The organism is Castellaniella sp. (genome assembly GCF_034674885.1).
Lineage (GTDB): Bacteria > Pseudomonadota > Gammaproteobacteria > Burkholderiales > Burkholderiaceae_B > Castellaniella.
The window spans coordinates 83,795-103,945 of the sequence record NZ_JAUCDS010000006.1; the positions used below are offsets into that span (position 1 = coordinate 83,795).

Sequence of the window (20,151 nt, forward strand, 5' to 3'; positions counted from 1 at the left end):
ACCATGACCGAACCCAAGACGAAAGATCCCGCCGCAAACCAGCCGGACAGCAGCGGCGTCGCGGCCGTCAACCGCGCGCTAAGCCTCATCTGCTGCTTCGGCAACGATGACAAGTCCCTGACCCTGGCGGAACTCGCCCGGCGCACGGGCCTGTACAAAAGCACGATTCTCAGACTGGCGGAATCGCTGGAGCAATTCGGCGTCCTGGTCCGCGACACGGACGGGGGATTCCGCCTCGGCCCCGAGTTGGTCCGCCTGGGTTCCCTGGCGCATCGCGTCTCGGGCGACAAGATGGACATCGAAGCCATATTGACGCAACTCGTCGAGGCCACCGGTGAAAGCGCCACCTACTATATCCGCCGGAACGATCTTCGGCTGGCGCTGTTCCGGGTGGATTCCCGGAAATCCCTGCGGGACCATATCCGCCCCGGAGACCTGCTCACCCTGCAGCACGGCGCAGCAGGCAGGGTGCTCAGCGACACCCGTCCCTACGCCGAACGGCGGGACGACCCGTTCCAGACCATCGTGTCCCTGGGGGAACGCGACCCCGAAATTGCCGCGATCGCGGGGCCGGTATTCCAGGACGGCGCGATCGTGGGATCGCTGTCCATCTCCGGCGCCAAGACCCGATTCTCGGACAAGGTCGTCCAGCACGGACGACACTGTGTCGGGCAGGCCTGCCGCACGCTCAGCCTCATGCTCGATCCGGCCCTGGAAATACCCGGTGCCTCACCAAAAGGCGCGCGCCTGTCTCGCTAAACCGGGCCAGCCGCCGTTCTGCGTCCCCAGCAGCGCCGCATGTCAGACCACCCTCCGGGGTGGTTTTTTCATGCCCTCGCCATCACGCGCCACTGCCGGCAGCGCCCCGGCAAGGCACAGAATTAACCCTGATCAAGCCTGTTCAAAATAATTGGAAAATCTCTTTATTACACTATATGTTGTGTTTAACATTAATATCAACACAATATATAGAGATTAAAAATGAACCTTGCCGCCGTACAGATTGCCGAGCGCCCCGTGCCGCAGATCGACGTGATCCGCTCCATCGACGAATACCTGCGCCAGCAGGACTGGCGCGTCAATGCCAATGCCAACCAGGGCTATTCGCTGGGCGGGCTGATCCTGAACACTTCCGGCAAGATGATCGCCAACTACTGGCTCAGCCACGTCTATCCGGAATCCATCGGCCAGGCCCACCGCCAGGGTGACCTGCACATCCACGACCTGGACATGCTGTCGGGCTACTGCGCCGGCTGGTCATTGCGCACACTGCTGAACGAAGGCCTGAACGGCGTGCCGGGCAAGGTCGAATCCGCGCCGCCGCGTCATATGTCCAGCGCCGTCGGCCAGATCGTCAATTTCCTGGGCACGTTGCAGAACGAATGGGCCGGCGCACAGGCCTTCAGTTCCTTTGACACCTACATGGCGCCCTTCATCCGCCAGGATGCCATGGACTACGACCAGGTGCGCCAGTGCATGCAGGAACTGATCTACAACCTGAACGTGCCCTCGCGCTGGGGCACGCAGACGCCGTTCACCAACCTGACCTTCGACTGGGTCTGCCCGGAAGACCTGCGCGACCAGGTGCCGGTGATCGGCGGCCAGGAAACGCCCTTCACCTACGGCGAACTGCAGGCCGAGATGGACATGATCAACCGGGCCTACATCGAGGTCATGATGGCCGGCGACGCCAAAGGCCGGGCCTTTACCTTTCCCATCCCCACCTACAACATCACGCCGGACTTCGAATGGCACAGCCCCAATGCGGAACTGCTGTTCGAAATGACGGCGAAGTACGGCCTGCCCTACTTCCAGAACTTCATCAATTCGGAACTCAAGCCCAACATGATCCGGTCCATGTGCTGCCGGCTGCAGCTGGACCTGCGCGAACTGCTCAAGCGCGGCAACGGGTTGTTCGGCTCGGCGGAACAGACCGGGTCGCTGGGCGTGGTGACGATCAACTGCGCCCGCCTGGGCTACCTGCATCGTGGCAACGAGGCCGCCCTGCTGGCGCGGCTGGATGAACTGCTGGCCCTGGGCCGCCAAAGCCTGGAAATCAAGCGCCGCGTCATCCAGGACCACATGGACAACGGCCTGTTTCCCTACACCCGCCGCTACCTGGGCACGCTGCGCAATCATTTTTCCACTCTGGGGGTCAACGGCATCAACGAGATGATCCGCAACTTCACTGCCGACGAGCACGACCTGACCACGGCATGGGGGCACGACTTCGCCGTGCGCCTGCTGGATCACGTGCGCGCCCGCATGATCGAGTTCCAGGAATCCACCGGCCACCTGTACAACCTGGAAGCCACGCCGGCCGAAGGCACCACCTACCGTTTCGCCAAGGAAGACCGCAGCCGCTGGCCCGACATCCTGCAGGCCGGCACCGACGACATGCCCTACTACACGAACTCGTCACAGCTGCCGGTGGGCTTCACCGACGACCCCTTCGAGGCGCTGGAGCGCCAGGACGAACTGCAGCGCAAATACACGGGCGGCACTGTGCTGCACCTGTACATGACCGAACCGCTGTCCTCGGCCGATGCCTGCCGCACCCTGGTGCGTCGCACCCTCGGCCGCTTTTCCCTGCCCTACATCACGATCACACCGACGTTTTCCATCTGCCCGAAACACGGCTACCTGCCGGGCCGGCACGAGTTCTGCCCGCAATGCGACGACGAACTGATCGCCCGCCAGCAGCGCCAGGCCGGCGACGATGACCCCGCCCGGCACACTGCCGCGTGCGCGTCGCCTGCCGAACCGGCGGCCCACCCCGCCTAACCATTTTCAACCCCGCCGGGGTCCCTCCCCGGCTTTCCAAACCTCTCAGGAGCACACCATGTCCAACACCGCCATCACCTTGAACGACGCCGACCGCCAACCGTGCGAGATCTGGACCCGCGTCATGGGCTATCACCGCCCGGTCTCGTCCTTCAACATCGGCAAGAAAGGCGAATTCCACGAACGCCGCTTCTTCGTCGAGCGCCACGCCGGACAGGCGCCGTCCGCCCGCACCGCCTGATCCCGGACCGATAAATGCACGCCGCTACCCTGGAACGCGCACACGCCGCCTCCACCGCCCGCGTCGCGCCAGGCAGCGGCGCCCACCGCCTGAAGGCGGGCGGCCTGGTGCCCTTCACGGCGACGGACTTTCCTGGCCTGCTGGCCGCCGTAGTCTTCGTGCAAGGCTGCCCCTGGCGCTGCGGCTACTGCCACAACCCGCACCTGCAGCCCCGCACGACAGCCAGCCCACTGGACTGGTCCGACATCCTGGCCTTTCTGAAGCGCCGCGTCGGCCTGATCGACGGCGTGGTCTTCAGCGGTGGCGAACCCACCATGGACCCCAGCCTGGGCCCCGCCATCGCGCAGGCGCGCGAACTGGGCTACAGGATCGGCTTGCACACCGGCGGCACGCATCCGCGCCGCCTGGCGCAGGTGCTGCCGCAGGTGGACTGGGTCGGCCTGGACATCAAGACCGGCTTTGAGCAGTACGAACGTGTCACCCAGGTGGCCAACAGCGGCACCCCGGCCCGTGCCAGCCTGCAGGCCGTGCTGGACAGCGGCGTGGATTTCGAATGCCGCACCACGGCGCATCCGGACCTGATCAGCGCCGACGAACTGCTGGCGCTTGGCCGGGAACTGGCCGCGCTGGGGGTGCGGAACTATGCCGTGCAGATCTTTCGCCCCCAGGGCTGCGCCGATGATGCCCTGAATGCGCGCGGCCGATCGCTGCGGGACTGGCCGGGCGAGGCCATCTGCGCGGCGTTGGACCGCCTTTTCACCCGCTTCACCCTGAGACAGCCCTAGCAGTCGGTTCAGCCCCGTATCCCGGTGGCAGCGGGCTGGACGCTGCGCGGGACTCGATGCGTCAACCCCGCCAGCAAGTCGTTGGCAATAGTGCTGGAGGACCAGGCGACCGCATCCACAGACGGCCCGCCTTCGCCCCACAACACCACGGGGGAACCGACCCGCGCCTGGGGCACGGGGTCCAGATCGACGGACAGCATGTCCATCGACACCCGCCCGACCAGGCGGGTCTGGACACCCGCCACGACCACGGGAGTGCCGGTGATCGCATGGCGAGGATAGCCGTCCGCATAGCCGCAGGCCACGATCCCGACCCGCATGTCGTGGTCCGTGCGGAATGCATGCCCATAACCAATGGCCTCGCCGGCCGGCAGCACGTGCGTGCTGATGAGTTCCGAACTGAGCGTCATGGCAGGCAGCAGGCCCAGGGATTCGGCATCCCGGCCCACATAGGGGGATGCCCCGTACAGGCAGATGCCCGGGCGGACCCATTGGTCCTCGCCCGGCACGGCGAGCGCCAGCCCGGGAGACAGGACCGCCGCCGAATTGCACACGCTGACCTGGCCGGGCAAGCCAGAAGTGACGCGAAGGAAGCAGGCCAGCTGCGCGCGCGTTACGGCCAGATCATCGTCCGCGCGGGCGAAATGCGTCATCTTGCCGACCTCCGACAGGATGCCGGCCGCCTGCAGCGCGCGCGCCCGATCAAACGCCACGCGGTATTCATCGGGCTGGAACCCCAGCCGATGCATGCCCGAATTGAGCATGACGTGCGCCGCGATGGCATCCCCGCCATGGGCCGCCAGCATATCCATCTGCGCAGAACTATGCACCACCGTGCTGATCCCGTAGCGGACCAGGACATCCAGGTCGGCAGGCCTGAAGAAGCCTTCCAGCAGCAGGATGGGACGCCGCCAGCCCAATTCGCGGCACCGCACGGCTTCCTGGATGTCCAGCAGGGCCAGGCCATCCGCAGCGGCGAAGCCGCGCACGGCGGCCTCCAGCCCATGCCCGTAGGCGTTGGCCTTCACAACCGCCCAGATGCGGGCTGCCGCCCCGTCGGTCGCCAGGCGATCGGTCACGCGGGCCAGGTTGTGCGCCAGGGCCTGCAGGTGAACCGTGGCAAGAATCGGACGCGACATGGTGGCTCCTCGGTCAGGAGCGGGGCCGCCCCCGCTCGCGAAAACCCTGACGGATGTCTTCCGGCACCAGGGACCCGCCAGTGCTCCAGATGACATGCGTGGCATGATCCATGACGCGGGCCAGGCTATGGCGCTGCACGTAGCCTCGGCCCTGCTCCGTGTCCAGCACCTGCAGCGGCCCCCTCAGGCCGGTGGCCGCCGAGGGTTCCACATAAATGCCTTCCGTGTCCTCCAGACGCCAGGCGTCCGCATAGAACGTGTCTTCGTCCACTGTGAACACCCCTGACAACAGGGACGCCATCAGCGGCGCCACCAGCGGCGAGGCCAGGCCCACGGCCAGGCCGTCGGCATCAGTGCGATTGTCCAGCCCGACGTCGTAGACCGACACCGGCTGCTGCGTGCCGCAGGCCAGCTGCACCAGCATGCAGGGCGAGGCGGTCGGCTCGACGAAGAACCCATGCACATAAGCGCCGAACAGTCGTTTCAGCCCATACAGGATGCCGCCCGGTGCGCCGCCGACCCCGCAGGGCAGATAGACGAACAGGGGATGATCGGCATCCACGGGGCGGCCTTGCGCCTGCAGTTGCGCCTGCAGTTCCCGTGCGGCGGCCGCATAGCCCAGGAACAGCGCCTCGGAATGTTCATCGTCGACGAAGTGCGTGAGCGGATCCGTGTCCGCCAGGGCGCGGCCGGCCGCCACGGCCGACGCATAATCCCCCGGGTGTTCGACGACTTCGATGCCCCGGGCCCGCAGGCGCTGCTTTTTCCATTCCTTGGCATCCGCCGACATGTGCACCACGGCACGCAAGCCCAGGCCGGCACCGATCATGCCGATGCTCAGGCCCAGATTGCCGGTGCTGCCCACCGCCACAGCATGCCGCCCGAGCACGGCCCGGGCCTCGGGGCTGGCCAGCACGCGCCGGTCGGTGCCGTCACGCAGCAGGCCGGCGTCGGTCGCGATCTGCTCGGCCAAGGTCAGGATTTCATGAAAGCCGCCGCGCGCCTTGACGGACCCGGCCACCGGCAGCGCATCGTCGCGCTTGAGCATCCAGAGGCCCGACGCCGGCTGGCCCAGGGCAGCCTGCAGGCGCGGAATCGGCGCCAGGGGCGAAGACAGGCGGCCCGCTGTGGATCGGAGCTCCGGGAAGACCTGCTCCAGCAGTCCCGCGCAACGACTGAAGCGGGCTTCGGCGACAGCAGGATCCAGGCCGGGGATGCGGCCAACGGCCTGCGGGTCGTACCCGGGATTCAGCCACAGCAGGGGCTGACGTTGCGCCAGCCCAGCCGGCAACCCCGGATACCGGGTCGTGATGTCTGCATTCATGAAGGGTTCCTGTCCGGCGGAGCCCCAGTGCCCCGCCCATGGCCTCGGAGACCGGCCTGAGCGCCGGCAAGGCGCGCCATGATACATGGCTTCGCGGCCATCACCCCCTATGATGCCTCATTTTGAGTCGGCGCAATCATCGTCCGACAGGGACACAAGGTCTTCCCTTTGCCACCTGCGCATCAGGCGGCAGGCCCCTGAGACCGAGGCATGAACGGCCCACCCAGGCGCTGGCGTGCAGCCTGCGCCACGTCCCGCAGCACCGCCTTGGGATGGAAGACGGCCAGATCGATGGAATCCAGCGTGTTCTTCACCATCAGACCCAGCTCGGTATCGCCTTCGATCACCAGGCGGCGGCTGAAGAACAGGGTATCGGGGTCTTCCGTGCGCTGCAGCAGATTATAGAAATCCACGGCATCGGCGCGCAGAGTCAGATCCGGCTCGGCATCGCCGTGCCGGGCGGCGCGAAAGGCCCGGTCGCGCCAGGTGTAATCGAAGCAGACCTGCGCGTCGGCGACGTGAATGCGCAGCGACCGGCCTTCCAGCATGTGCAGGGTATCCGGGTGCAGATGGCGCGCCAGCACCAGATTCAGGCCAGTGACGAACAGCAGGGATCCGGGATAACGAGGCAGATGCCCCAGGGCCTGGGCCAGGGGCTGGGGAACGCGGTAGGCGGGATGGCCGGGATTTTGCATGATCGGACTCGTGAGTTATCGGGAAGAAGGCCGGTCGTCAGGCGACGGCGCGCGCCCTCACCCCAGGGGTTCGGCTATCGGGCGCCGGCGACGCAACCACGTCCCCGGGGCGCACCATGTCCAGCCCGGGACGGTCGTGCCAATAGCCGTTGCACGGCCCGGCCGGCATCAGCGGGACCAGTCGTTGATGCGCATCGACAGCGGACTCGCGCCCATCCAGCACCGACCGGAACGCCGCGACGACCTGCTCCATGTGCTGCGACTGGGGGCTCAGGCGCAACACGTCCACGCCCAGATCGCGCAGTTCATCGATCTCATGGATCAGTGTGTGCACCAGCGCCGACTGGGTCTGGATGCCATTGATGGTCAGGAACGCCTGGGATTCCTTGGTCTCCAGCAGCAGGCCATCGGGGTGGTCCATGCAGACGTACTGACAGTTGTCCTTGGGGAAATTTCGGTTGCGGGCAGTGAAGCAGCGGGCGGAAAAAGCCAGCGGCATGCGGCCGTAGGCGAAGACTTCGGTCTGCAGGCCGGCGGGCCGATCCTGCTGCAGCTGCGTCAGCCCCGAACGCCCCATTTCCAGCGGCATCACCCAACGGGTCGCGCCCTGGGCGGCGATCACCTCGAGCGTGGGCTTGCTGTAGATATTCAAGAAGGGACCGGCAATGAAATCGCGCCCCAACGCTGCGCGGCCTGCGGCTGCTTGCTCGCCTTGGGGCGGCCCGGCGGCGAAAAGATGCTCCTGCACCAGGCGCACGGCCCCCATGTCGTTGGCCTCGATGCCGTAGCGTTCGTTTTCCGCGATCTTGCGCAGGATGTTCAGGTCGTTGCCGGATTCCAGCAACACCTGGGTCGACAGGATCGGCGTCTTGCCGGCCTGGGCCAGCATGTCGGCGACCTCGATCCAGTCCGGCAAGCGCAGCTCGTGGCGCCGCGAACAGACGGTTTCCCCCAGGTAGACGATATCGACCGGCCAGTCGCACACGGCCGCGTAGAACTCCAGGGTGGTGACGCGAGGCCAATAGTATTGCAGGGGCCCCAGGGCGATTTTCATGACAGTTTCCTCGTGCGCAATGGGCGGGGCAGCCCGTGCCTCCCGTCCGGAGGCCGGGTGCATGCCCCGCGCGGAATCATTTCCACGGCCGGTGATAGGCCCCCAGCGTGTGCTGCTGGCCTTCGGCGACTTTGTTCAGTTCGGCCATCCAGGACGGATGCACGGAATAGCGGGCCGGGTTGGCGCGGGCCTGGTCGATGGCCTGGCGCCAGACCCGCGTGACCTGCGCCACGTAGGCGGGGCTGCGCTGGCGGCCTTCGATCTTGATGGCCCGCACCCCCATGGCCATCAGCCGGGGCAGCAGTTCCAGGGTGTTCAGGCTGGTGGGCTCTTCCAGGGCATAGTAGTTTTCGCCCGCCACATCGAAGCGGCCTTTGCACAAGGTGGGATAGCCAGCGTTCTCGCCCTGGTCGTAGCGGTCGATCAGCACCGAGTTCAGGCGGGATTCCAGCCCCCGGTCGGTCTGCTGCCAGCGCACGTGCTTGGCGGGCGAGCAGACCCCATGCGTATTGGGCGATTCGCCGGTCGCATAGGACGACAGGGCGCAACGGCCCTCTACCATGACGCACAGGCTGCCGAAACCGAAGACCTCGATTTCCACCGGCGTGTTGTCGCACACCTGCTGCACCTGGGCCACCGACAGCACGCGCGGCAGCACCGCCCGGGCCACGCCGAAGCGTTCGTGATAGAAGCGGATGGCCTCGTGGTTGGTGGCCGAGCCCTGCACGGACAGGTGCAGGCGCAGGCCCGGATAGCGGGCGTGGGTGTAGGCCATCAGGCCGGGATCGGCCATGATGATGGCGTCCACGCCGGCATCGGCCGCGCGGTCCACGGCCTGCTGCCACAGGCGCCAGGCATCGGGCTGCGGGTAGGTGTTCAGCGCCAGCAGGACCTTGCGCTGCCGGTCGTGGGCATAGCGGATGCCCTGGGCGATGGCGGCGGCATCGAAATTCAGGCCGGCGAAGTTGCGCGCATTGGTCGCATCGCGGAAACCCAGGTAGACGCAATCGGCGCCCTCGTCCACGGCGGACTTCAGAGCCGGCAGGCTACCCGCCGGGCAGACAAGCTCAAAACCGGATGGATCGTGGCGAGGCACGACGCCGGGACGGGCGGAGGAAGGCAATGCAGACATGAAACATCCTGACGGTTCGGGCCGTGCAGGCGGGTATGCCGTCAGGCCCTGCATCGGCAATAGCGGGCACTATGCATCATCCGGCAAGCGCAGACCTTAATCCGCATCAAGGGAATCGGCATTCGGCACGCGGTTTTCGGCAGTAGCCGGCTGCCCGTCGTGTAAGGTAACGGCTTGAACCGAGAGGACCCTGTATGGCTATGCCCGACATCACCCTGGACGTGCGCGGACTGCCTCCGCCCGAACCCCTGGAACACTGCCTGGAAGCGCTGGCCGACCTGGTCCCGGGCCAGCGGCTGAACATGCTGATCGACCGCGAACCCTATCCCCTGTACGCGATGCTGGACCGAGACGGATTCCAGCATGCCTGCACGTTCGAGGACACCCATTTCCAGGTCTCGATCTGGATCGACTGACAATGCAGCGCGCTCTGGATTTCGACAAGACCCCGGCACTGGGGGTTCCACTGCCCTTCTTTCTGAACGTGCCGCTGTTCGGCCTGCTGGCCGGGCTGCTGGCAACCTGGACGGGCCCGCAGGCGTTCTCGTCGCGCTGGGCGGCGCAGGCCCTGGCGTTGACCCACCTATGGACGCTCGGCATCCTGGGCAGCGCCATGCTGGGCGCGCTGATCCAGATCCTGGCCGTGGCCTGCAACGTGCCCGTCACCCCCGCCCGCGCCGTCGCCAGAAGCGTCCATGCCCTGCTGACGCTGGGCACGCTGGCCCTGGCAGCCGGATTCCTGTGGTGGGCCCCCTGGGCCTGGACATCGGCCGTGATCCTGCTGGGCCTGGCGTTCGGCATTTATCTGACGGCCCTGGGCCGCGCGCTATGGCTGCATCGCGCCCAGGTCTACAAGGGCGCCCGGGAAATCCTGGTGCCGGTGCGGGGCGCCTTGCTGGCCCTGGCGCTGACCGTGGCCCTGGGCCTGATCATGGCTGCCGCGCTGGGGCTGGGAACGGGATTGCCCACCTGGGTGGACAGCCATGTCCTGTGGGGGCTGCTGGGCTGGGGCGGGCTGCTGCTGATGGGCATGTCGTTCCAGCTGCTGCCGATCTTCCAGCTGACCGAACTCTACCCCAAGCCGCTGACCCGCTGGCTGCCGCTGCTGATCCCCGGCCTGCTGCTGGCCTGGACGGCGCTGAACGCGTCGACAGGCCTGCCACGCCTGATGCTCGAAACCGTCGAGCTGCTGCTGACCGGCGCCTACGTCACCTGGATCGCCGCGTCCCTGCACCGCCTGGCCACCCGCAAGCGCCCCACGGCCGAACCCACGACGCTGTTCTGGTTCACCGGCCTGGCCTGCCTGCTGGCCTGCGCGCCCGCCTGGGTCTGGATGCGCCACGGCCAGGCACCGCAGGCAGCCATGGTGCTGGGCGTCCTGCTGATCGTCGGCGGCCTGGGGGCGATCATCCACGGCATGCTGTACAAGATCGTGCCCTTCCTGCTGTGGAAACACGCCCAGGACGCCATGGTCATCCCGGCCCGCGATCCGGGCCAGGCGCGCGTCTACCTGAAGGTCCTGCCCAAGATGGCGGCCTACATCCCCGAACGGCCCGCCCAGTGGCACTGGGCGCTGTACGTGCTGGTCGTCCTGTCCTGGACGCTGGCGGCGGCCGGCTGGACCCCGGCGGGCCAGGCGGCGGGGCCCCTGCTGCTGGCATCAGCCCTGCTGCTGGCCTGGAACCTGGGCCGGGCGCTGCGGCTGTACCGCCAGACACTGCAGGCCATGGCGGCGCTGCCACATCATGCGGCTTACGCCCAGGCTCAGCCGCGATAGGATCTCAACCCCTCAACATTCAGCACCGTAAATTCCCGCCCCCGCACGCGGATCAGGCCACGTTCGCTCAGTTCGCGCAGGATGCGGGAAAAGTGTTCCGGCGTCAGGTTCAGGCGTGAAGCGATGACGGACTTGCTGATCTCGATGCGAAACGGCTGCCCGGCCTGGCCGGGCCATTCGCGCATCAGGAAGGCGATCAGGCGCTGGGCGCCGGTATGCAGGGTATAGGCCTCGACGTCGCCCATCAGGCTGTAGAGTCGCCGGCTCAGGCCCGCCAGCATCTTGCGGGCCACGCCTGGGTGACGGTCGATCTGCTCGAACAGCACATCGCGCCCCACGTGCAGCAGCAGCGTGTCGCGCAGGGCCTCGGCCGTGACGATGTAGTTCTGGCCCATGAACATCAGGGCCTCGCCGAACCCGTCGCCCGGCCCGATCAGGCGCACGACGCGCTCGACCCCGGAAGCCGAGACGAACACCAGCTTGATCTGCCCGTAGACCACCACGTGGAAGCCCAGGCAGGGATCGCCCCGATGAAAGATGATCTCGCCACGGCGCGCCGAGATTTCGCTGGTTCCCAGCACGATCGGATCGAGGTCGGCCGTCGGCAGCTCGTTGAACAAGGGCACCTGGGCCAGCAGGTCCCGGATGCGCCCATGGCGCGGCGGATCATCGCCGGCTCGGGCCTGGCCACGCGGCGCCTGCGGATTGCTAGAATCCGAATCATGATCCGCGCCTTGTACACCATCCTGGGCACGCTCGCCCTGGTGCTGGGCGTGCTGGGGATTTTCCTGCCCCTGCTGCCCACCACGCCCTTTCTGCTGCTGGCGGCCTTCTGCTATATGCGCGGCTCGCGGCGCTTGCATGTCTGGCTGATGTCCCATCGTATCCTGGGTCCGTATATCCGCGACTTCCAATCGGGGCGCGGCATCCCCTTGCGCAGCAAATGCGTGGCGCTGGCCCTGATGTGGCCGTCCCTGGCCATTTCAGCCTGGGTCATGCCCGTGCCCTGGGCCCGCTGGCTGCTGCTGATTCCAGGCATCGGCGTCACGATCTACCTGTGGCGCCTGCCGACGCGTCCCCGCGACGACCGGCCCGAATCCGACGATCAGATCAATTTCGAATAGGTCGCCACCCGGGGCCGGCGCACGTACTGGTCGAACAGCATGGCAAAGGCGCGCACGAAGACCCGGCCGCGAGGCAGGACGCGCACGCCCTGCTCGTCGATGGCCAGCAGGCCGGCCTGCGCGTAGGGCTGCAAACCGGCCAGTTCGTCGGCGAAACAGGCCTGGAAGGACTGCCCATGACGGGCCTGGAACGCGGCGAAGTCCAGCGGCATGCTGCACATCAGCGTCATGATCACTTCTCGCCGGATGGCGTCGTCGGCGCTGAGATCGAACCCCTTGGCGACCGGCAGCTCTCCCCGGTCCAGCACGTCGCGATAGGCGTTCAGGGAATGATGATTCTGCACGTAGGCATCGCCGATCTTTCCAATGGCGGAAATGCCGAACCCCACCAGGTCGCACTCGGCCCGCGTGGTGTAGCCCTGGAAGTTGCGATGCAGGCTGTGGTCCAGCCGCGCCCGGTTCAATTCGTCGTCGGGCTTGGCGAAGTGGTCCAGGCCGATATAGACGTAGCCCGCCGCCAGCAGCCGGCGCACCGACATCAGGAAAATCTGCAGCCGGGTGTCGGCCGAAGGCAGGTCTTCGGCGCGGATCAGGCGCTGGGACTTGAATCGATCGGGCAAGTGCGCGTAGTTGTACAGCGCAATGCGATCGGGCGACAGTTCGATCAACTGATCCAGCGTGCGGCTGAAGCTGTCCAACGTCTGCTTGGGCAGGCCGTAGATCAGATCGGCATTGATGGACTGGAAACCATTGTCGCGGCTGGCCTGCAGGGCGGTGCGCACCATGTCGTAGGGCTGGACGCGGTTGACGGCCTCTTGTACCTGCGGATCGAAATCCTGCACGCCGAAACTGGTGCGGTTGAAGCCCAGGCCCGCCAGCATGGCCAGCGAATCCGGCGTCACGGTGCGCGGATCGATCTCTACTCCCAGTTCGGCATCTGGCGTGAAATCGAAGTGGCGGCGGATCTGATCCATCAGGGCGGTCAATTCCGCTGCGCTCAGGAAGGTCGGGGTGCCGCCCCCCAGGTGCAGCTGGATCGTCTGACGCGCCGCCCCCAGGTGCGGGCTGACCAGGTCCATTTCCCTGAACAGGATGTCCAGATATTCGGCCGAACGGCTATGGTCCTGGGTGATGATCTTGTTGCAGCCGCAAAAATAGCACAGCGATTCACAGAAGGGCAGATGCACGTACACCGACAGCGGAGCCGGTCGATCGGCCACTGCCCGCCGCGCCAGGTGCGCCTCGTAGGACGAGGCCGGATAATCACGCTGAAAGCGGTCCGCCGTCGGATAGGACGTGTACCGGGGGCCCGACTGATCGAAGCGGCGAATCAGCGCCTCGGAAATTTCCAGGTCCGGAAAGGCGATGGTCTGCTCGTCGCGGGAAGGTTGCGCCTGCTCGGGCATGCCGGGACGGCGGGCGGTGTCGGGGTGGATCATGCGGTACGCTCCTGAAGCCGCGTCCAGAGCCTCCTGGCCCTGAACCGATAGGCTCCATTGTCCTGTATCGACGCATATTGTCGTGCGAAATGCGCGCATTCGGCTTGATTCAAGTCAAGCCCCCGAGTTCGCGTATCATAAACGGTTGGCTGACACCCCGAATCCACGACGTCCCCATGCTTCTGACCCTGATCCTTGCGATCCCGTTTGCCGGTAGCCTGTGCGCCGCACTGCTTCCCGCAAATGCGCGCCGCGCGGGGGCCTGGATCGCGGGTGGCTGCGCGCTGGCCTGTCTGGCGCTGACCCTGGCGGCCACGCCCCAGGTCGCCGCCCTGGGCGTGATCAAGCTCAGCATCCCCTGGATTCCCACCCAGGGCGTGGACCTGACCCTGCGCATGGACGGTTACGCCTGGCTCTTTGCCGTGATCGTGTCGGCCATGGGGGCGCTGATCGCCCTGTACGCGCACTACTACCTGTCGGACCAGGATCCGGTCCCGCGCTTTTTCACCTTTCTGCTCAGCTTCATGGGCGCCATGCTGGGTGTGGTGCTGGCGGGCAACCTGATCCAGCTGCTGGTGTTCTGGGAACTGACCAGCCTGTCGTCGTTCATGCTGATCGGCTACTGGCAGCACCGCCCCGAGGCCCGGCGCGGCGCCCGCATGGCGCTGCTGGTGACGGGCGGCGGCGGGTTCTGCCTGCTGGCCAGCATGCTGATCATCGGCCACATCGTCGGCAGCTACGACCTGGACGCCGTCCTGGCCGCTGCCGAAGAAATCCGCAATCACCGCTGGTATCCCATCCTGCTGGTGCTGCTGGCCCTGGGCGCCCTCACCAAAAGCGCCCAGTTCCCCTTTCATTTCTGGCTGCCCAACGCCATGGCGGCGCCCACCCCGGTGTCGGCCTATCTGCATTCGGCCACCATGGTCAAGGCCGGTGTCTTCCTGCTGGCGCGTTTCTGGCCGATCTTCTCGGGCACCGACTGGTGGACCTGGACCATCGGCGGCGCGGGCCTGTGCTCGCTGCTGCTGGGGGCCTATGCAGCCACCTTCCAGCGCGACATCAAGAGCGTGCTGGCCTACTCGACCATCAGCCACCTGGGCCTGATCACACTGCTGCTGGGGATGAACAGCCGGCTGGCGCTGGTGGCCGCCGTCTTCCACATGGTCAACCATGCCACCTTCAAGGCCTCGCTGTTCATGGCGGCCGGCATCGTCGATCACGAAACCGGCACCCGCGACCTGACCCGCCTGTCGGGCCTGCGCACCCTGATGCCGCTGACCGCCACCCTGGCCATGGTGTCGGCGGCCGCCATGGCGGGGGTGCCGCTGCTCAACGGCTTCATTTCAAAGGAAATGTTCTTCGCCGAAACGGTCTTCATCACAGGCCACTGGGCCAGCCGCTGGGGGCTGCCGCTGGCGGCCGTCATCGCGGGGGCCTTCAGCGTGACCTATTCTCTGCGGCTGGTCCTGCAGGTCTTCTTCGGCCCCCCCGCCACCGACCTGCCGCGCGCGCCGCATGACCCGGCCCGAATGATGCTGATCCCCTGCACGGTGCTGGTGGTGATCTGCCTGGCCGTGGGCATCCTGCCCAACCTGACGCTGGGCGCCGTGCTGGACATGGTCATGCGCGGCCTGCTCGGCGAGCGCGTGCCGGCGTTCGACCTGCAGGTCTGGCACGGCATCAACCTGCCCCTGATCATGAGCCTCATCGCCCTGGTAGCCGGCATCGGCCTGTACCTGGCGCTGCGCGAGCGCGACCGCCGCGTACCTGGGCAGGTGCCCCTGATCTACCGCCTGGACGGGCGCCAGAGCTTCGAGACCGCGCTGGAGGCACTCGACAGCGGCTCGGCGCGGCTGCTGGGCTGGCTGCACAGCCAGCGGCTGCAGCCCCAGGTCCTGCTGCTGGTGCTCAGCACCCTGGGCGTGGCCGCGCTGCCTCTGCTGCGCGGCGGCTGGTGGCCGCAGGCCAGCATCAGCGACACCCCGCTGCAATGGTCCTTCGGCCTGATGTGGCTGATGGGCGGGGCCTGCGCCGTCGCGGCCGCGTACCAGGCCAAATACCACCGCACGGCCTCGCTGATGCTGGCCGGCGCCACCGGCCTGATCACCTGCGTGACCTTCGCCTGGCTCTCCGCCCCCGACCTGGCCCTCACGCAGCTCGCAGTCGAAGTCGTCACCACCGTGCTGATCCTGCTGGGCCTGCGCTGGCTGCCGCCGCGCATCGAGGAATTCCCGGGCGCCACCTGGCGCGGTACGCAATGGCGCCGCTGGCGGGACTTCGCCGTGGCGGTCACAGGCGGCGCAGGGCTGGCTGCCCTGGCCTACGTGATGATGGTCCGCCCCTCGGCCCACCCCAGCATCTCGGGCTTCTTCGTCCAGCAGGCCTGGCCACTGGGCGGCGGGGCCAACGTCGTCAACGTCATTCTGGTGGACTTCCGAGCCTTCGACACCTTTGGTGAAATCACGGTGCTGGCCATCGTCGCCCTGTGCGTGTACGCGCTGCTGCGGCGCTTTCGCCCCCCCGCCGAAGCCCTGGTCGCACAGCCCCGCATGCGCCGCAGCCTGCAGCAGGTCCCGGCCCCCGAGCCCGACATCAAGGCGCCGCTGCCCGACGGCCTGATGCGCATCCCGGCCGTGCTGGTGCGCCTGCTGCTGCCGGTGTCCACCCTGATTTCCCTGTATTTCCTGCTGCGCGGCCACAACCTGCCCGGCGGCGGCTTCGTGGGCGGGCTGGTCATGGCCACCGGCATCATCCTGCAATACATGGTCGGCGGCATCCTGTGGGTCGAGGCCCGCCCGCTGATCCGCCCGCAGGTCTGGATCGCGCTGGGCCTGCTGGTGGCGGGCGGCGCCGCCATGGCGGTCTGGTGGGCCGGCCAGCCGCTGCTGTCGGCCTATGTCCTGGACCTGACCTTGCCGCTGATCGGCGCCATCCACCTGTCCAGCGTGCTGGTGTTCGATCTGGGGGTCTACATGCTGGTGGTCGGTGCCACCATCCTGTTCCTGATCGCCCTGGCGCACCAATCACTGCGTTTCCACCGCAACATCACCGAGCCGGCCGACGCGCCGCTCACGGAGGCCTGATCATGGAATGGATACTGGCCTCGGCCATCGGCGTACTGGCAGGATCGGGCATCTGGCTGCTGCTGCGCCCGCGCACCTTCCAGGTGATCATGGGGCTGGCCCTGATGGCTTACGCCGTCAACCTGTTCATCTTCGCCATGGGGCGCCTGCGCCTGGATGCCCCGCCCGTCATCGACCCCCACTGGGCCGACCCGGCCCGCTATGCCGATCCCCTGCCACAGGCGCTGGTGCTGACGGCCATCGTCATCGGCTTCGCCACCACGGCCCTGTTCCTGGTCGTGCTGCTGGCCTCGCGCGGCATGAGCGACACCGACCACGTCGACGGCGAGGAACACCGCTCATGAACCTGTGGATGGACCACCTGCCGGTTCTGCCAGTCCTGACGCCGCTGCTGGCGGGCGCCCTGATGCTGCTGACGCGCGACAGCCAGCGGCCCTTGCGCGTGGGCCTGGGCGCCATATCGCTGACGCTGCAGATCCTGGCCGCCCTGATGCTGATCCGGGCCACCCAGGGCATCGGCGGCTCGCTGTGGCCCGACGACATCGGCGTCTACCGCCTGGGGAACTGGCCGGCGCCCTTTGGCATCGTCCTGGTGGCTGATCGCCTGTCGGCCCTGATGCTGGGCCTGACAGCCATCCTGGGTCTGTGCGCATGGATCTATTCCACCGCGCGCTGGGACCGCGCGGGCAGCCACTTTCACCCGCTGTTCCAGCTGCAGCTGATGGGCCTGAACGGCGCCTTCCTGGCGGGCGACCTGTTCAACCTGTTCGTCTTCTTCGAAATCCTGCTGACCGCATCCTACGGCCTGATGCTGCACGGCTCGGGCAAGCGCCGCGTAGGCGCGGGCCTGCACTACATCGGCGTCAATCTGATCGCCTCGTTCCTGCTGCTGATTGCCATCGCCCTGATCTACGGACTGACCGGCACCCTGAACCTGGCCGACCTGTCCGTGCGGGCGCTGGCCCTGACCGGGTCCGACCGGCAGCTGTTCGACAGCGCGGCCGCCATCCTGGGGGTCGCCTTCCTGATCAAGGCGGCAGCCTGGCCCCTGAACTTCTGGCTGCCCAGCGCCTATGCCGAGGCCTGCGCCCCGGTGGCCGCCCTGTTCGCCATCATGACCAAGGTCGGCATCTACGCCTTGCTGCGCATCGGTTCGCTGCTGCTGCCCGCCGGCGCCCCGGCGGCCTTCGGCGGCGCCTGGATGTTCCCGGCCGGCATCGCCACCCTGGCCTTCGGCACCCTGGGGATGCTGGCCAGCACGCAGCCTCGGCGCATCGCGGCCTACGCCATCATCACCTCGTCGGGCACGCTGTTCGCGGCCTTGGGCATGCCGGGCGTCACCCTGACCGGCCCGGCCCTGTACTACCTGCTCAGTTCCGTGCTGGCCCTGGGCGCCCTGCTCCTGCTGCTGGAACTGACCGAACGCAGCCAGTCCTTCGGCGCCGACATCCTGGCCGTCACTCAAGAAACCTTCGACGCCGACGAGCCCGACACTGCCAGCCTGTCCGAACAGGCTGTGGGCACCCCCCTGCCGGCCACCATGGCCTTTCTGGGCCTGAGCTTCTTTGCCTGCGCTCTGCTCATCATCGGCCTGCCCCCTCTGTCGGGCTTCGTGGCGAAATTCTCGCTGCTGTCGGCCGCCCTGCGCACTGCGGAATTCGGCGCCCCCACCGTCAACGTCTGGCTGCTGGTGACCGCCATGCTCGGGTCCGGCCTGGCCTGCCTGATGGCACTGGGCCGCTGCGGGGTGCGCCTGTTCTGGATCCCGGAACAACTGCACGTTCCGACCCTGAAACTGAACGAGATCATCCCCATCATGGTGCTGCTGGGGGCCTGCGCCGCACTGACCGTCCAGGCAGGACCCGCCATGATCTACCTGGAAGACACAGCCCACTACCTGGACCGGCCGGCCCGCTACGTCCAGGCCGTGCTGGGGCCCGCCACAGGAGCCCTGCGACCATGAGGCGCCTGCTGAGCTTCCTGCCCCTGCCCTGCCTGCTGCTGGCCCTGTGGCTGCTCCTGAACGACAGCCTGTCGGCCGGGCAGATCGCGTTGGGCGGGGCGATCGCCATCACGCTCAGCCTGCTGGCACCCATCCTGCGCCCCGTGCGCGCGCGCCTGCGCCGCCCCCTGACAGCCCTGCGGCTGATCATCCACGTCGCCCGCGACATCGTGCAGTCCAACTACCTGGTCAGCCTGCGCATCCTGCAAGGGGATGCCTCTGCCGCGCGATCCGGCTTCCTGGACATCCCCTTGCAGATCAACGACCCCCACGGGCTGGCCGCCCTGGCCTGCATCGTCACCTTCACCCCCGGCACCGTCTGGGCGGGCCACGATACCGAACGCAACGTCCTGACCCTGCATGTGCTGGACCTGTCCGATCCGGCAGGCCTGACACGCATCATCCAGGACCGCTACCAACGCCCGCTGATGGAGATCTTCGAATGAGCATGACACTCTTGAACTGGGCGGGCGGATTCGCCCTGCTGTGTTTCGTCCTGGGCCTGGCCTGCGCCGCCATCCGCCTGATACGGGGGCCACGCGCCGAAGACCGCATCCTGGCCCTGGACACGCTCTACATTAACGGCATGCTGATCCTGCTGGTGCTGGGCTTGCGCTTCGAGGCGGGCCTGTATTTCGACGTGGCCTTGCTGATCGCCCTGTTCGGCTTCGTCGGCTCGGCCGCCCTGGCCAAGTTCCTGCTGCATGGCGAGGTCATCGAGCCATGAACGAACTGCCTCTGTGGGCGGCCATCCTGGTGGCCCTGCTGCTGATCCTGGCCGGTCTCGTGACCCTGATCGGCTCGCTGGGCCTGCTGCGCCTGCGCAATTTCTACGAGCGCATGCATGCCCCCACCTTGGGCATGACGCTGGGCACGTTCTGCGTCATCCTGGCGGCCACCCTGGTCGCCAGTCTGTTGCAGGGCCGGCCCATCTTCCACGAATGGCTGATCAGCCTGTTCCTGTTCATGAGCGCCCCCGTCACGGCGATCCTGTTGATGCAAAGCGCCATCCGCCGCCGCATCGCGCCCATCCAGCGATCCGAGCAGGTCAATTCCGATTCTCCCGGCTGAGCGCTTTGGTAACATTTGCCTCAGGGAGAACCCTTACACTGGACGAGTCCCCGAGTCGGGCCGGGATAGCGCCCGGAACTCAAGAAGGAGTGCTCGATCATGCGTCATGCATTACAGAAATCTCTACGGATCAGTCTGCTGGCCGCCAGCCTGGGGGGTATCGCGCTATTTGCGCCTGGCGCCCAGGCGGCCAGCCCCCAGACCCAATATCAGCAGGATGTAGCCCGCTGCAATTCCACGCCCGGCATCGACAAGCAGGCCTGCCTGCGTGAAGCCGGCGCTGCCGAGCAGGCTGCCCGCCAGGACAAGCTGACCAGCCCGTCCATGCAGGCCGAAACCCAGAACCGCACCCAGCGCTGCGACAGCCTGCCCGCCGACCAGCGGCAGGGCTGCATGCAACTGATGGACAACGGCAACACCCGCACCCAAGGCTCGGTCCAGTCTGGCGGCGTCCTGCGCGAAACCACCATCACCGTTCCGGCATCGACCGGCTCGTGACCG

21 protein-coding genes are annotated in these 20,151 nt (G+C 67.0%); 14 read left to right on the top strand and 7 right to left on the bottom strand.

The genetic code is table 11. The features are described from left to right. Positions 1-3: 3 nt before the first annotated feature. The 4 genes from VDP74_RS05785 to VDP74_RS05800 all read left to right on the top strand — a co-directional run bounded on the left by VDP74_RS05785 (position 4) and on the right by VDP74_RS05800 (position 3,810). Positions 4-759, top strand: coding sequence for an IclR family transcriptional regulator (locus VDP74_RS05785; RefSeq protein ID WP_322998675.1), 756 nt, complete (start codon positions 4-6; stop codon positions 757-759). Between the two features lie 222 nt (positions 760-981). Then, positions 982-2,784 carry a ribonucleoside triphosphate reductase gene (locus VDP74_RS05790; RefSeq protein ID WP_322998676.1) on the top strand — a complete coding sequence of 601 codons (1,803 nt, stop codon included), beginning with the start codon at positions 982-984 and terminating at the stop codon, positions 2,782-2,784. Between the two features lie 58 nt (positions 2,785-2,842). Then, positions 2,843-3,025: an anaerobic ribonucleoside-triphosphate reductase gene (gene nrdD, locus VDP74_RS05795; RefSeq protein WP_322998677.1), complete on the top strand. Its 183-nt coding sequence runs from the start codon at positions 2,843-2,845 to the stop codon at positions 3,023-3,025. Positions 3,026-3,039: 14 nt separating this feature from the next. Next, positions 3,040-3,810, top strand: a complete 771-nt coding sequence (locus VDP74_RS05800) for an anaerobic ribonucleoside-triphosphate reductase activating protein (protein WP_322998678.1) — start codon at positions 3,040-3,042, stop codon at positions 3,808-3,810. Positions 3,811-3,818: 8 nt separating this feature from the next. Here VDP74_RS05800 and alr read toward each other — a convergent pair whose 3' ends face one another. The 5 genes from alr to ubiU form a co-directional block, all read right to left on the bottom strand. Beyond that, positions 3,819-4,949, bottom strand: coding sequence for an alanine racemase (gene alr, locus VDP74_RS05805; RefSeq protein ID WP_322998679.1), 1,131 nt, complete (start codon positions 4,947-4,949; stop codon positions 3,819-3,821). Positions 4,950-4,962: 13 nt separating this feature from the next. Further along, a complete protein-coding gene (locus tag VDP74_RS05810; RefSeq protein ID WP_322998680.1) occupies positions 4,963-6,273 on the bottom strand; it encodes a D-serine ammonia-lyase in 1,311 nt (436 codons plus the stop codon). 182 nt (positions 6,274-6,455) lie between these two features. Next, positions 6,456-6,968 (bottom strand): ubiquinone anaerobic biosynthesis accessory factor UbiT, encoded by a 513-nt coding sequence (gene ubiT, locus VDP74_RS05815; protein WP_322998681.1) that lies wholly within the window; start codon positions 6,966-6,968, stop codon positions 6,456-6,458. Positions 6,969-7,005: 37 nt separating this feature from the next. Next, positions 7,006-8,022: a U32 family peptidase gene (locus VDP74_RS05820; RefSeq protein WP_322998682.1), complete on the bottom strand. Its 1,017-nt coding sequence runs from the start codon at positions 8,020-8,022 to the stop codon at positions 7,006-7,008. A gap of 76 nt (positions 8,023-8,098) precedes the next feature. After that, positions 8,099-9,154: a ubiquinone anaerobic biosynthesis protein UbiU gene (gene ubiU, locus VDP74_RS05825; RefSeq protein WP_322998683.1), complete on the bottom strand. Its 1,056-nt coding sequence runs from the start codon at positions 9,152-9,154 to the stop codon at positions 8,099-8,101. Positions 9,155-9,348: 194 nt separating this feature from the next. On the opposite strand from ubiU, the gene VDP74_RS05830 reads away from it, so the two are divergent. Beyond that, a complete protein-coding gene (locus VDP74_RS05830) occupies positions 9,349-9,570 on the top strand; it encodes a DUF2249 domain-containing protein (protein ID WP_322998684.1) in 222 nt (73 codons plus the stop codon). 2 nt (positions 9,571-9,572) lie between these two features. Beyond that, the gene (locus VDP74_RS05835) at positions 9,573-10,931 is read left to right on the top strand and encodes a hypothetical protein (protein ID WP_322998685.1); all 1,359 of its coding nucleotides are present in this window, start codon (positions 9,573-9,575) and stop codon (positions 10,929-10,931) included. Here VDP74_RS05835 and VDP74_RS05840 read toward each other — a convergent pair. Next, positions 10,919-11,551: a Crp/Fnr family transcriptional regulator gene (locus VDP74_RS05840; RefSeq protein WP_416232938.1), complete on the bottom strand. Its 633-nt coding sequence runs from the start codon at positions 11,549-11,551 to the stop codon at positions 10,919-10,921. The two genes, VDP74_RS05835 and VDP74_RS05840, sit on opposite strands and share 13 nt — an antisense overlap. A 33-nt stretch (positions 11,552-11,584) precedes the next feature. Between VDP74_RS05840 and VDP74_RS05845 the strand changes: the two genes are divergently transcribed. Next, a complete protein-coding gene (locus VDP74_RS05845; RefSeq protein ID WP_322998686.1) occupies positions 11,585-12,055 on the top strand; it encodes a YbaN family protein in 471 nt (156 codons plus the stop codon). On the opposite strand, the gene hemN is transcribed toward VDP74_RS05845, so the two are convergent. After that, positions 12,037-13,494 (bottom strand): oxygen-independent coproporphyrinogen III oxidase, encoded by a 1,458-nt coding sequence (hemN, locus tag VDP74_RS05850; RefSeq protein WP_416232939.1) that lies wholly within the window; start codon positions 13,492-13,494, stop codon positions 12,037-12,039. The genes VDP74_RS05845 and hemN overlap by 19 nt on opposite strands. A 176-nt stretch (positions 13,495-13,670) precedes the next feature. Here hemN and VDP74_RS05855 point away from each other — a divergent pair, with 176 nt between their 5' ends. The 7 genes from VDP74_RS05855 to VDP74_RS05885 all read left to right on the top strand — a co-directional run bounded on the left by VDP74_RS05855 (position 13,671) and on the right by VDP74_RS05885 (position 20,148). Further along, positions 13,671-16,577 (top strand): monovalent cation/H+ antiporter subunit A, encoded by a 2,907-nt coding sequence (locus VDP74_RS05855; RefSeq protein WP_322998687.1) that lies wholly within the window; start codon positions 13,671-13,673, stop codon positions 16,575-16,577. Positions 16,578-16,579: 2 nt separating this feature from the next. Next, positions 16,580-16,921, top strand: a complete 342-nt coding sequence (locus tag VDP74_RS05860) for a Na+/H+ antiporter subunit C (protein WP_322998688.1) — start codon at positions 16,580-16,582, stop codon at positions 16,919-16,921. After that, positions 16,918-18,540, top strand: coding sequence for a monovalent cation/H+ antiporter subunit D (locus VDP74_RS05865; protein ID WP_322998689.1), 1,623 nt, complete (start codon positions 16,918-16,920; stop codon positions 18,538-18,540). Before VDP74_RS05860 ends, VDP74_RS05865 begins: the two co-directional genes overlap by 4 nt. Then, positions 18,537-19,025, top strand: a complete 489-nt coding sequence (locus VDP74_RS05870) for a Na+/H+ antiporter subunit E (RefSeq protein ID WP_322998690.1) — start codon at positions 18,537-18,539, stop codon at positions 19,023-19,025. Before VDP74_RS05865 ends, VDP74_RS05870 begins: the two co-directional genes overlap by 4 nt. Next, on the top strand, positions 19,022-19,306 hold the full coding sequence (locus VDP74_RS05875; protein WP_322998691.1) for a K+/H+ antiporter subunit F: 285 nt from the start codon (positions 19,022-19,024) through the stop codon (positions 19,304-19,306). The genes VDP74_RS05870 and VDP74_RS05875 overlap by 4 nt, the downstream gene beginning before the upstream one ends. Next, on the top strand, positions 19,303-19,650 hold the full coding sequence (mnhG, locus tag VDP74_RS05880; RefSeq protein ID WP_322998692.1) for a monovalent cation/H(+) antiporter subunit G: 348 nt from the start codon (positions 19,303-19,305) through the stop codon (positions 19,648-19,650). Before VDP74_RS05875 ends, mnhG begins: the two co-directional genes overlap by 4 nt. Before the next feature lie 99 nt (positions 19,651-19,749). Beyond that, positions 19,750-20,148, top strand: coding sequence for a hypothetical protein (locus VDP74_RS05885; protein ID WP_322998693.1), 399 nt, complete (start codon positions 19,750-19,752; stop codon positions 20,146-20,148). Positions 20,149-20,151 lie beyond the last annotated feature (3 nt).